This is a genomic window from Pseudomonas sp. HN8-3, assembly GCF_020790195.1.
GTDB lineage: Bacteria > Pseudomonadota > Gammaproteobacteria > Pseudomonadales > Pseudomonadaceae > Aquipseudomonas > Aquipseudomonas synxantha_A.
This window is the reverse complement of the sequence record NZ_CP086206.1, coordinates 2,493,123-2,506,016: the sequence shown is the minus strand read 5'-3', so window position 1 is coordinate 2,506,016 and position 12,894 is coordinate 2,493,123. Positions and strand designations below refer to the sequence as shown.

9 protein-coding genes are annotated in these 12,894 nt (G+C 59.7%); 6 read left to right on the top strand and 3 right to left on the bottom strand.

The features are described from left to right. The first annotated feature begins 100 nt into the window (after positions 1 to 100). Positions 101 to 643 (top strand): acyl-CoA thioesterase, encoded by a 543-nt coding sequence (locus tag LJX92_RS11065; protein WP_223018670.1) that lies wholly within the window; start codon positions 101 to 103, stop codon positions 641 to 643. A 6-nt stretch (positions 644 to 649) separates the two neighbouring features. Here LJX92_RS11065 and LJX92_RS11060 read toward each other — a convergent pair whose 3' ends face one another. Next, positions 650 to 2,002 (bottom strand): Fic family protein, encoded by a 1,353-nt coding sequence (locus LJX92_RS11060; protein WP_228309757.1) that lies wholly within the window; start codon positions 2,000 to 2,002, stop codon positions 650 to 652. Positions 2,003 to 2,076: 74 nt separating this feature from the next. Beyond that, complete coding sequence (locus tag LJX92_RS11055) at positions 2,077 to 3,705, bottom strand: PvdJ/PvdD/PvdP-like protein (protein WP_228309756.1); 1,629 nt, start codon at positions 3,703 to 3,705, stop codon at positions 2,077 to 2,079. Between the two features lie 142 nt (positions 3,706 to 3,847). Between LJX92_RS11055 and pvdM the strand changes: the two genes are divergently transcribed. The 3 genes from pvdM to LJX92_RS11040 are packed head-to-tail and all read left to right on the top strand — an operon-like array spanning position 3,848 to position 7,385. Then, a complete protein-coding gene (pvdM, locus tag LJX92_RS11050; RefSeq protein ID WP_223018668.1) occupies positions 3,848 to 5,197 on the top strand; it encodes a pyoverdine-tailoring dipeptidase-like protein PvdM in 1,350 nt (449 codons plus the stop codon). A gap of 18 nt (positions 5,198 to 5,215) precedes the next feature. Continuing rightward, on the top strand, positions 5,216 to 6,484 hold the full coding sequence (locus tag LJX92_RS11045) for an aminotransferase class V-fold PLP-dependent enzyme (protein WP_228309755.1): 1,269 nt from the start codon (positions 5,216 to 5,218) through the stop codon (positions 6,482 to 6,484). Between the two features lie 28 nt (positions 6,485 to 6,512). Further along, a complete protein-coding gene (locus tag LJX92_RS11040) occupies positions 6,513 to 7,385 on the top strand; it encodes a formylglycine-generating enzyme family protein (RefSeq protein WP_228309754.1) in 873 nt (290 codons plus the stop codon). A gap of 121 nt (positions 7,386 to 7,506) precedes the next feature. On the opposite strand, the gene LJX92_RS11035 is transcribed toward LJX92_RS11040, so the two are convergent. After that, on the bottom strand, positions 7,507 to 8,334 hold the full coding sequence (locus tag LJX92_RS11035) for a formyltransferase family protein (protein WP_005787640.1): 828 nt from the start codon (positions 8,332 to 8,334) through the stop codon (positions 7,507 to 7,509). Between the two features lie 202 nt (positions 8,335 to 8,536). Between LJX92_RS11035 and LJX92_RS11030 the strand changes: the two genes are divergently transcribed. Both LJX92_RS11030 and LJX92_RS11025 read left to right on the top strand, forming a co-directional pair. Then, positions 8,537 to 10,189 (top strand): cyclic peptide export ABC transporter, encoded by a 1,653-nt coding sequence (locus LJX92_RS11030; RefSeq protein WP_228309753.1) that lies wholly within the window; start codon positions 8,537 to 8,539, stop codon positions 10,187 to 10,189. Between the two features lie 117 nt (positions 10,190 to 10,306). Next, on the top strand, positions 10,307 to 12,754 hold the full coding sequence (locus tag LJX92_RS11025) for a TonB-dependent siderophore receptor (RefSeq protein ID WP_148854202.1): 2,448 nt from the start codon (positions 10,307 to 10,309) through the stop codon (positions 12,752 to 12,754). The last annotated feature ends 140 nt before the right edge of the window (positions 12,755 to 12,894 follow it).

Here is a 12,894-nt window from a genome sequence, read left to right as displayed (position 1 = left end):
AGTTTGCGCTTTTCGCATGAAATAAGTCATTTGCGCACCTACCTTATCCGATTCCTCGCCTTTACAGTGCGGTCATTGTTCAACTGTCTGGCGTCTTTTCATGAATCTCTGGTTTCGATTACTGCACATGCTATTGCGTCGCCCCTGGCGCAAACCGGTACATGGCCTGGCCACTACGGTGGTGCGCATGAGGGTTTGGCCGTTGGACCTGGATCTGAACCGGCATGTCACCAATGGTCGTTATTTCACCCTGGCAGATGTGGCGCGCATGGATTTTGTGTTGCGCACGGGTGCCTTTCGCGTGGCGCTGCGCCACAAGGCAGTGCCGATCGTAGGCGATACCTGGGGCAAGTTTCGCCGCGAGTTGAAACTGTTCGAGGTATTTGAAGTGCACACCCGAATGCTCGGCTGGGACCACAAGTGGAGCCTGATGGAGCACCGCTTCGTCAGCCATGGCCGAGTGATCGGCGTGGTGGTGATCCGTGGAGTGTTCCGCGGCGCCAAGGGCAACGTGCCGCCGTCGGATTTCGTGCGCGAACTGGGTCTGGAAGAGACTTCGCCGCCTATGCCCCAATGGCTCAGCGACTGGGCGCGCAGTTGCGATCAGATGAGTGCGCAACTGCGGGCAGAGGAGCAAGATTGAAAAACCCTAGCTTTTCGGCTTCAGCTTCTTCAAGTTGGCTTGACCATCCTCTCTGGCAACGTACAAGAAACTCTTGCCTTCCTGCACTTTGAACAGCACCTTCATGCCGGCCAGCCTCTCCAGGTCCTTGCGTGCGGTGTTTTCCGAAATGTCATAGTCGTGCGTGAGTTCCTTGGGCGTAAAGATGCGCCCAGGTTGGTGGAGCACTTTTTTCAAGAAATGCCCTTGTCGGTAATTCAGCTCAGCCTGCAATCCAAGCGTACCCAGCCAGCCCATCAGTTCCACGGCTTCTTTACGTTTGCTTTCAAAGTACGCCATGAATTCGTTGATGGCGCGCTCGATAACCCTTAATTGATAAATGACGAAATAGGTCAAATCAAAAGCGTCGGTTTCCGTATGAACATATGAGCGCCCATATTGCATGGGTGCCTCCTTGAGCAGTGTGCTGATGGAGATGTACTCAAAGGGCCAGTAACCGCTTTTGAGCATGAACCAGTAAAATAAACACCGCGCAGTGCGCCCGTTGCCGTCCCTGAATGGGTGCTCATAACCGAGCATGAAGTGCAGGATGATCGCCTTCACCACGGGATGGATAAAATGCCTGCCGGCTTGGCCGTCATGTCGGTCATTTGCAAACCGGCAAAGCGCTTCGAGCCTGTCCGGTAGCAGCGCTGCCTGAGGAGGTTGGTGAACGACTTCTCCCGCAGCCCCGCCCACAAAAATATCGTCAGCGATTCTAAGCTGCCCAGGATGAGCGTCGCCCTCTTCAATCCCCGCCGTAGCGATGCCGTGAAACTCGCAGATCAGCGCGATAGAGAGGTTTGCATCCTTGCTGTATTTGGCCCGCTTCATCAGATGATAGTTGTTCAGGATCATCCGCTCATCGTCATTCTGCGGCGTGCGCTCCTTGGCCAACATGTCCTTGGCGATCTTGCGAGTGGTAGCAGCGCCTTCCAACTGGGCACTGGAGATTGCCTCCTCCATCATCAATGAATCGACCAGATACTGAGTGTTGTCGCGGTATTGAGGAGAGGAAGCAGTCGCCCCTCCTAGCCTGGACGTGACTGACTCCACGGCATGAATCACCGCGTCGCAAAAATCAGTGGTGTACAGGAAAAAAGGCCTGCCGCATTCACTGCGCAGCTCCAAGGTTTTGCTCGCACACGCACGGGACATTTTGATAGCGGCCCACGCTGCCTCTTTGTTGAGGCCCGGTGCGGGATAACGGCGAAACTCATCCCAGTGCAAATACCTACCTTTGTCGTCGATCGCCTTGAAAGTGCGAGCCAGCTCGAAAATTTCCAGGCCGTGGCGTTTTAATAACACCTCGAAATCAACCGGTTTCTGGATCTTAGCCATGGCCGAAACTCAATTTATTAAAATTGAGTTGATCGTTGCGTACGGACCTGAAGGTGTCAAGGTCTACCGCGCAGTCATGTCTCGCGCTTGACCTTCAAATGCCGCGCATACCAAGGCCGCCGCGGTACGCGTTTGAACAACCCCTTGAGCAGGTCCTCATCGGCGCCGAAGGTAATACGCAGGGCCAGTTTCATGATTTCCGGGTCCATTTCCATCGAGCGACCCTGCTGCAAGCCCGGCGTGGTGCTGCAACCGTGGGTGTCCGGGCCCAGCCAGGGGTCGCCCACTTCAACCCAACGCCCCGGCGCAAACCAGGCCACACCGTTGACTTCAAGGCGACGCACTTCGCCCGGGTTGAAACGCTCGTGGGCGCGGAACCAGTCTTCGATACGGTCATCGATCCAGCCGTGGAAGTGCCAGAACACCGGATTGACGTGGGATGAAAACGGATCGCCAAGAAAGTCATTCTCCGGCGCATACCAGCGTGCCGAGAAGTCTGCTGGGTCACGGGCGAACGGCACAGGTGCGCCGTTGGACGGGTCGCGGGGCACCGAGGCCCAGCGCATGTGCAGCCAGTCGTGCAGGCCCAGCTCCATCTCCGAGCCCAACTGGCCCAGTGTCAACTTGGCCAGGTAGCGCGGGTCGCGGTATTGGGATTCCCAGACTTGGAAGTTGCTGTGGTAGGTCTCGGCCGCCTTGATATCACTGACCCACTGGGTGTAGTCGGCGTCGTCCGGCGCCGACCAACAGGGCGGCAGCGCGAAGCCGTCGTGGTTGTCGAAGTAGCGCACAAAGCCCAGGCGATCACGCTCCAGCGCCGGTTGCGGCGCGGGGAATTGCGGCCACGACGGCAGGTCTTGCATGGAGCGCGCAGTACCGAGCATATGCCGGTGCATGAAGAAGAAGTCGATGCCCGAGCCATTGCGATCCTTGCGTTTGCCGCGGGCATCGCGCTCCTGGCCACGGGGCCCCGGTTGCCAGCCGATGCCACGCAGGGCCTCGCGTTTTTCTTCGGAGAGCTTGTGCCACTGGTCACGCGTGGCGTGCCACAGTTGGTGAAACAGGCGATGTTCGGGAGAAACCAGCCAGGCCAGCAACGTGGGATTCAGACCGATGCGTTGTCGTGCCTCGGGGAACAGCTGTTTGTGCGCGATGAAACGATTGTCGCGCTCGATCAACGCCAGGGGGCGATCGAGGTCGAGGATTTGCCCGCTGAGCGTGGCGCTGCCGGCATTGCCGAAGTCGGCCCAGACTTCATCCAGGGTCATCTTGAACTCATAGGTCGGCACACCGCCGACTGAGTCGCGGTCGATCAACCGCCAATAGAGCACGGCTCCCTCGCCCGTCAGCAGGTCGCCCAAGACTCGATAGCGTGGCTCGCCGTCGGCACGCAGGTTCTCGGCGGTGTCCAGGTAACCCCGCAGCCCCCGGCCACGAGGGGCGATGTCGAGCAGCAGCTCCAGGCCGTGCAACGGCAAACCCGCAAGGCCGGCATCGCGCCCTGCCAGGCGCAGGCTCCAGACGCCGCGCAGGGTGTTCGCCAGGTGCTGGCCCTGAGTGTCGGCCAGGTCCACCGTGGCTTCGCCGGGGGTGATGGGGAATTCTTCTTCCCGCGTCAGCTCGCGATGGGCATAAAAGGCCGCCGGCACGGCCGCGCCGGTCAGCGCCAGGCCTGCGATGAACCCACGTCGAGAGATTGTCATTGGCTACCTTAGGAAACGGCTTGATCAGAGCTAGAACGTTTGCAGCCCGCTGAAATTTACCGTCGCGCCAGCGCCGCCTAAATTTCCCCCGCCAGCGCTCGTTCTTCCCTGATAGCAAAGGCCGCAACTGACTGAGATGGCAATGACAAAATCACGTTCGAAAAAGGCGTTGTATATCGGCCTGCCGTTGGCCCTGGCTATCGGCGCCGGGGTCGGTTTTCTGGTCTGGGACCAATGGTTCAAGGGCAACGCCGGCTACCCGCTGGAGGTGATCAAGCAGGCCAATGAAATGCAGGATCGCCTGTTGTCGTTCGACAGCCACATCACCCTGCCCCTGGATTTCGGTACGGCAGGCAATGAAGCCGACAAGGATGGCAGCGGCCAGTTCGACCTGGCCAAGGCGGCGCGGGGCCGGTTGTCAGGCGCCGCGCTGACGATCTTCGGCTGGCCGGAAATCTGGAACGGCGCGAACGCCCCGCACAAGCCCACCGACGGTTTTGTCGAAGAGGCCCGCCACGAACAGGAGGTGCGCTACAAGATCATCTCCGGCATGGTGCGCGACTTTCCCAACCAGGTGGGCATCGCCTACACCCCGGACGATATGCGGCGCCTGCACGGCGAAGGCAAGTTCGCGATCTTTATCAGCATGCTCAACGCCTACCCGCTGGGCAACGACCTCAACCAGCTGGACCTGTGGGCTGCACGCGGCATGCGCATGTTCGGGTTCAGCTACATCGGCAACAACGCCTGGTCCGACTCTTCGCGCCCGCTGCCGTTTTTCAATGACTCGCCCGACGCCCTTGAAGGCCTGTCGCCGATCGGCCGGCAGGCGGTGCATCGCCTGAATGACCTGGGCGTGATCATCGATGTATCGCAAATGTCGACCAAGGCCCTGGAGCAAGTCGCGCAGTTGAGCCGCACGCCGATGGTGGCATCCCACTCGGCGCCTCGGGCGTCGGTGGATATCCCGCGCAACCTCAGCGACAAAGAACTGCAACTGATCAAGAACAGCGGCGGCGTGGTGCAGGTGGTGGGCTTCCCCGCGTACCTGCGCCCCTTGAGCCAGCCGACCCAGGACAAGCTCAACACCCTGCGCGCACGCTTCGACCTGCCACCACTGCCCAACCTGGCCATGGCCTTGATGCCCGGCGATGCAATCATTGCCGCCTGGCCCGAGCAACGCTTCGGCGAGTATGCCGGCGCGCTGTACGCCATCCTTGAAGAAGAACCCAAGGCCACCCTCAAGGACCTGGGAGACGCCATCGACTACACCGTGCGCAAGATCGGCATTGATCACGTCGGCATCGCTTCGGACTTCAACGACGGCGGTGGTTTGCAGGGCTGGGAGAACGTTGGCGAAGTACGCAACGTCACCGCCGAATTGATCCAGCGCGGCTACTCCGAAGCCGATATTGCCAAACTGTGGGGCGGCAACTTCCTGCGGGTGTGGGACCAGGTACAAAAAGCCGCCAAACCATTGGCCAATCGCTAACCAGCACGAAGTAAGTCCATGACCGACCGCCGTACATTTCTCAAGCAGGCCGGCGTCTTTGCCGCGAGCCTGCCACTGGGCGCCGCACTGCTGCCCGAGGCACTGGCAGCCACTACAAACGACCCATGGACGGGACTCAAACAGCTGTTCAACCAGGACCCGGACTACCTGCACTTTTCCAACTTTCTGGTGGCCTCGCACCCCAAGCCGGTGCGCGAAGCCATTGAACGCTACCGCCAGCAGATCGATCGCAACCCCGGGCTGGCCATGGACTGGGACCTGCAGGAGACCTGGAAGCGCGAAGGCCAGGTACGCGAGTGGGCCGGCCGCTATTTGAAAGCCAAACCCGCACAGATCGCCCTCACCGGTAGCACATCCGAAGGGCTGGCGATGATTTACGGCGGGATCAAGGTGCGCGCCGACCAGGAAATCCTCACCACCGTGCACGAGCACTATGCCACCGAGTTCAGCCTGGATTTCAGAGTGCGCAAGGAGCAGACCCAGGTTCGTAAAATACGCCTGTTCGAAAACGCCAATCAGGTATCGGTCGATGAGGTGCTGAGCAATATCCAGCGCAATATCCGCCCCAACACTCGCGTATTGGGCATGACGTGGGTGCAGTCGGGCAGCGGCGTGAAATTGCCCATCGGCGAGATCGGCAAGCTGGTGGACGAACACAACCGCAACCGCGACGAGCCGGACCGCATTCTCTATGTGGTCGACGGCGTGCACGGCTTCGGCGTCGAGAACCTCGACTTCCCGGACATGCACTGCGACTTCTTTATATCAGGCACCCACAAGTGGATGTTCGGCCCGCGCGGCACCGGCCTGGTGTGCGCCCGCGAGACCGAAAACAAATACGTCACACCGATGATACCGACCTTCTCGGAAGACAAGGACTTCGCCACGACCATGACACCCGGCGGCTACCACGCCTTCGAACATCGCTGGGCCGCCGACGAAGCCTTCAAGTTGCACCTGCAGTTGGGCAAGGCGCCGGTACAGGCACGCATCCATGCGCTCAATACCGAACTGAAAGACCAGTTGCTGGCTCACTCGCAGATCGAACTGGTGACACCACGCAGCCCCGAGCTGTCGGCGGGCTTCACCTTCTTTCGGGTCAAGGGCCAGGACAGCGATGCAGTCGCGGCCCACCTGATGAAAAACCGCGTGGTGGTGGACGCGGTAGACCGTGACGTCGGCCCGGTGATTCGCACCTCGCCCGGCCTGCTCAACAACTCGGCCGAGATCCAGCGCTTCATGACCTTGCTGAGCCAGCGGTTATGACCTTTTTCCCTTTGAACGAGATGCCCACATGACTCCATCCCGACTCAAACCCCTGACCGCCCTGGCGCTCACCGCCCTGTGTGGGGCCCTGCTGCCCAACCTGGCCCATGCTGCCGCCCCGCAGCCGGGCAAGGTCTTCAAGGACTGCAAGGACTGCCCCGAGATGGTGGTGCTGCCCGCCGGCACCTTCACCATGGGCACCCCGGACGATGAAGTGGGGCGCGAGCCCGATGAAGGCCCGATGCATGAAGTGACCTTCGCCAAGCCGTTCGCCATGAGCCGTTTCCACATCACCGCCGGCGAATGGGACAGTTACGTGCGCCAGACCGGCGTGAAGATCGCCAACGGCGACGACCGCCCCGGCCGCGAATGTATCGCCAGCAAGCCGCGCTACCCCCAGGGCCCACGCCAGCCGGCAGTGTGCATGGACATGGACGACATCAAGCAATACGTGAGTTGGTTGTCGAAGAAGACCGGACACACGTACCACATGGTCAGCGAAGCCCAGCGTGAATACGCCGCGCGCGCCGGTACCACCGGACCGTTCCCCTTTCCGTTCGACGAGGGCAAGGGCTACAGCATCGCCAAGCACGCCAACACCTACGGCCCGGCGGACGGCTATAGCTATTCGTCGCCGGTCGGCAGCTACCCGCCGAATGCGTTCGGGATGTATGACATGCACGGCAATGTGTATGAGCGGGTAGCCGATTGCGAGCACCCGAACTACGTCGGCGCACCGACTGATGGCAGTGCGTGGGTGGAGCCGAACTGTGAGGCTTATCAGATTCGCGGCAATGACTGGGGCGAGGCGCCGGTGTTTTCACGTTCGGGCAACCGCAACAACATCTATCCGCAGACGCGCGGGGACTGGATTGGGTTTCGGGTCGTGCGCGAGCTCTAAATTGTGGGAGGGGGCTTGCTCCCGATAGCGGTGTGTCAGTCACCCATGCATTGACTGACATGCCCTCATCGGGAGCAAGCCCCCTCCCACATTTAGATCCCATGCATCAGCAAGATTGTGCTCAGCCTTGTTTGGCCAACAGCTCCAAGCCCTCGTGCAGCGCCGGGAACAGGCTGTTATTGAAGTTGTTCCAGCGCAGTTCGAGGATGGTGTCCTCGGGCGAAATCTCCGTCTTGAGCACGTCGTGGAACACTTCACCGGAGTCGATACCGTTATCCACGTAGTGGAACGATGCACCGGTCAGGTACAGCGGCTCGCACGGCTGGGTCTGCCTGGTCGCCCAATCTACAACCGCTTGCCCACGCGCACCGTACAACGCATTCCAGGTGGCATAGGCCCCACGGCGCTCGTAAGGCGATTCGATGCGGGTGATGCCCGGATGAATGTTCATGATGCGACGGGCAAACGGCGCGCCCGGACGCACCAGTTCATCGAGGATAACCAGCAAACCGTCAAGCACCACGATGTCGGCCTTCAACTCCACCAGGGTGTCATGCAGGCGCCGCTCGAAATCCTGCTTGCCGGCGATATGTTCGGCGCTGCCCCGTGGCAGCCGGCGATAGGTGGACGGCACGCTCAGCAGCAGGTCATTGACCAACTTGCCCTGCACGCGCAAATCCGCCGGGTACAACCACTGGCGGCCCGGCTTGTAGGCGAAGCCATAGTCCGCGACCAACTGCTGGTCACGCGGGTTTTGCTCATCGTCGTCATACACCACGCCCACCAGGTTGTAGACCTCGCCCAGCGGCGTGTCGTTGAGCGAGCCCACCAGAAACTCCAGCACCGACTTCATGTAGCGCTCGTGGTCCTTATAGGCCACCGGCTGCCCGGCCTTGTCGGCAGCGGCATTTCTCAGGGACCAGACATACACCAGGTTCTTTTTCGTCATTTGTTTCGCTCTCGCTGAAAGGGCCACGCACAGCGTCGATACGCGTGCGCCTACACAACAAGAACGAACCAGGCCCCAGGCAATTTATCGCCCACGGCCACCGCCCGGCACAGCGAGCTAAATAGTCACGCCGGCACTTCGTTTGTCATGGGTAAGGGTCTGTGTGCCCAGCCCCCTCTTTTTCATTTCCCGGGAAGTATTTATGACCGACCCCAAGCGCGGCGCCTTCAGAGGTTTGCTCGCATTGCTCCGGCCCTTTCGCACCATTGTGACGGTCTCCGTCGCCCTCGGCATGGTCGGCGGCCTGGCCATCACCCTGCTGCTGGCAACCATCAACAATGCTCTGCATTCCGAGGGCGGCATGACACAGGGCGTGGTCCTGACCTTTGCCGCCTTGTGCGTGGTGGCGCTTATCAGTTCGATCATTTCCGACATCGGCACCAACTATGTCGGGCAACGGATCATTGCCGCCCTGCGCAAGGATCTGGGTGAAAAGGTGCTGTCAGCTCCGATCGGGCAGATCGAGCAGTATCGCTCCCACCGCCTGATCCCGGTGCTGACCCACGACGTGGACACCATCAGCGATTTTTCCTTTGCCTTCACACCCCTGGCCATCGCCGCCACCGTCACCCTGGGTTGCCTCGGTTACCTGGCTTACCTGTCGGTGCCGATGTTTCTGATGATGGTGGTCGCGATCATTGTCGGTAGCGCCGTGCAGTTCATTGCCGGCGGCAAAGGCATCCAGGGCTTCGACCTGGCCCGCAGCCACGAGGATGAATTGCAGCGCTATTACAATGCGATTGCCTCCGGCGCGAAGGAATTGCGCATGCACCGCCCGCGGCGGTTTCGCATGAACACCCATCGCATCCAGGAAACCGCTGACCGCATCAGCGACATCCAGGTGCGCTCGGTCAATATTTATATTCTGGCCAAGACCTTCGGCTCGATGCTGTTCTTCGTGGTCATCGGCCTGGCTTTGGCGATGCAGGCGTACAACCCCAACCCTGACCCTACGGTGATTACTGGTTTCGTGCTGGTGCTGTTGTACATGAAGGGTCCACTGGAGCACCTGCTGGGTTACTTGCCGGTTGTGGGCAAGGCCAAGATTGCCTTTGGGCGCATCAGCGAACTGTCGGAGCGTTTTTCTTCGCCCGAGCCCCACTTGTTGATGGACGACAGTGAAGCGCCAAAGCCGCTGGTCAACAGCCTTGAACTGCGCGGCGTCAGCTACAGCCCACCAGCGGTAGAAGGCAGCCAGCCGTTCCATCTGGGGCCGATCAACCTCAGCATCAAGCAAGGCGATATCGTATTTATCGTCGGCGAAAACGGTAGCGGCAAGACCACCTTGATCAAGCTGCTGCTGGGCCTGTATCCGCCTCAGGCCGGCGAGATTGTGCTCAACGGCACAGCGGTGACCGCCCCTGAACGCGACGATTATCGGCAGTTGTTCACTACGGTGTTTTCTGACTACTACCTGTTCGACGATTTGGTACAAGGCAGCGCAGCCCAGTCCCTGGACAGCGCGACCAAATACCTGGAACGCCTGGAAATCGCGCACAAGGTCAGCGTCAAGGATGGTGTGTTCAGCACCACCGACCTGTCCACCGGCCAGCGCAAACGCCTGGCCCTGGTCAATGCCTGGCTGGAGGAGCGCCCGGTACTGGTGTTCGACGAATGGGCTGCCGACCAGGACCCGGCCTTTCGCCGCATCTTCTACACCGAGCTACTGCCGGACCTCAAACGGCTGGGCAAGACCATCATCGTGATCAGCCATGACGACCGTTATTTCGACATTGCCGACCAATTGGTGCGCCTGCGCGCCGGCCAGGTGGTGCATGAAATGGAGCCTGCATGATGCATCGGAATATTTTTTCCGGTTTTGCGAAGTAGGAACGTCTCACTAGTGGTAATGAGAACCAGCCTCAATAAACACTTATAATTGCCCACTTAAAACACAGAAGAGAAAGCATCCATGCCAGCACGACTCGGTCTCAGCCCCCTGAGCAAAGCGCTATCCATGCGCCGGGCCCTGAACATCAACCTCTTGCCGAGTACCCTGGCGCTGGCTGTGTCGATGCCAATTGCAGGTTATGTGCAAGCCCAGGAGATCGAGCTGAATATTCCTGCACAGTCGCTGGGGAGCGCACTGCAGGAATTTGGCCGCCAGACCAATGTGCAAGTGCTGTACAGCCCAGGCGACGTACAGGGCAAGAACAGCCGCGCCGTCAAGGGCAAGATGCAGCCGCAGCAGGCCATTGACGCGTTGCTGGCTGGCAGCCAGACCACCTATAGCCTCAATGGCAATACCTTGACCGTTGCCGCCGCCAGCAGCGGTGGTTCAATGGAACTGAGCCCGACCCAGGTGACAGCCAACTACCTGGGCAATATCACCGAAGACTCCGGTTCCTACACGCCGGGCACCGTTGCCACGGCTACCCGCCTGACCCTGACGCCACGGCAAACCCCACAGTCGATCACGGTGATCACGCGCCAGCACATCGAAGACTTCGGCCTCAACAACGTTGATGATGTGATGCGCCACACGCCGGGTATCACGGTTTCAGCCTATGACTCCGACCGTACCAACTACTATTCCCGTGGCTTCTCGGTCAACAGCTTCCAGTACGACGGTATTCCGTCCACCGTGCGTAACGTCGGTTACTCCGCAGGCAACACCCTGAGCGACATGGCGATCTACGACCGTGTCGAGGTCCTCAAGGGCTCAACAGGCCTGCTCAACGGTGCCGGCTCCCTGGGCGCGACCATCAACCTGGTCCGCAAGAAGCCAACCTCGGAATTCAAGGGCCACGTCCAACTGGGCGCGGGTTCCTGGGACAACTACCGCAGCGAAGTGGATGTGAGCGGCCCGTTGACCGACAGCGGCAATGTCCGTGGGCGTGCCGTGGCGGCGTATCAAGACAAAAAGTCCTTCATGGACCACTACTCGCGCAAGACCGAAACCTACTACGGCATCACCGAATTCGACCTCTCCCCGGACACCATGCTGACGGTGGGCTTCGATTACCAGGACAACATTCCGCAGGGGTCGAGCTGGTCCGGGTCCTTCCCACTGGTCAACTCCAACGGCAGCATCAACAAGATGCCGCGCTCGTACAACAACGGCACCACGTGGAGTTCCTGGGAGCAGAACACCCGTACCGCGTTCGCCATGCTCGAGCATGACCTGGGTGACGGCTGGGTGACCAAGTTCCAGCTCGACCACAAGATCAACGGCTACCATGCGGACCTGGCTTCGATTCAGTTCATCCAGCCGAAAGCCGATGGCACCGCCGAGATCAACGGGCAGAAATACACCGGCGAAACCAAGAGCACGTCGGCCGATCTCTACGCCACCGGGCCGTTCAGCCTGTTTGGTCGCGAACATGAACTGGTGGTGGGGGGGTCCATCGGCACCTCGCGCTGGCAAGGCAAGGGCTACTGGTCGCCGGAATGGCCAGGAGGCAACAAGGTCGATTTCTATAACTGGAACGGCCATATCGCCAAACCGATCTACGGCCCGGCCCAACAGCACATCGATGACACCATTCGCCAAACCGGTTACTACCTGACCGCACGCTTTAACGTGATAGACGACCTGAACGTGATCCTGGGTGGGCGCGTGGCCAATTATCACGTCACCGGCAACAACCCGTCCTACAAGGAAACCGGCCGGTTCATTCCTTATGCCGGTGTAATCTACGACCTCAACGACAACTTCTCGGTGTACGCCAGCTACACCGATATTTTCCAACCTCAGGAAAGCACCTATAAAGATCGGAACAAAACGCTGCTGGAACCGGATGAAGGGCAAAACTACGAGCTGGGGCTGAAGGGCGAATTCTTTGAGGGTCGCCTGAACACCAGCATTGCGTATTTTGAAGTTCACGAGACCAATCGGGCTATCCCGGACGATGCCTACAACAACCAGACCCCAGCCCCAGACGGCTTTCAGTATGCATTCAAGGGATCCAAGGCAGTCACCAAAGGCTACGAAGCGGAGATCTCCGGTGAGTTGAGCCCAGGCTGGCAACTCCAGGGCGGCTACACCCATAAGATCGTGCGCGATAACAAAGACAAGAAAATCTCCACTTTCGAACCCGAGCACCAGGTCAACCTGAACACCACCTACAAACTCAAGGGCAGCCTGGACCAGTTCACCATCGGTGGTGGCCTGCGCTGGCAGACGAAGGGCTGGAATTCAATCTGGAACGGCGTGACCGAGACCAACCAGGACATCACTCAGGAATCCTACTGGTTGGTGGACTTGATGACCCGCTACCAGGTCACCAAGAACCTTTCGGCCACCGTCAACTTCAACAATATCTTCGACAAGTCCTACTACAGCAACGTGGGCTTCTATGACTCAGCCGCCTACGGCGAGCCACGCAACGTGATGGTCAGCACCCGCTGGGACTTCTGATCGCACCCCTTGATCGACCGCACGCCCGGTGAGAGTTGAACGCTCACCGGGCGTTTTTTTTTTCGTACGAAAATAGTCTGTGGCTGCTTCATTGATCGGCATCAGCCAAAAAGACTATGCCGCTCACCCACAAAAAACCC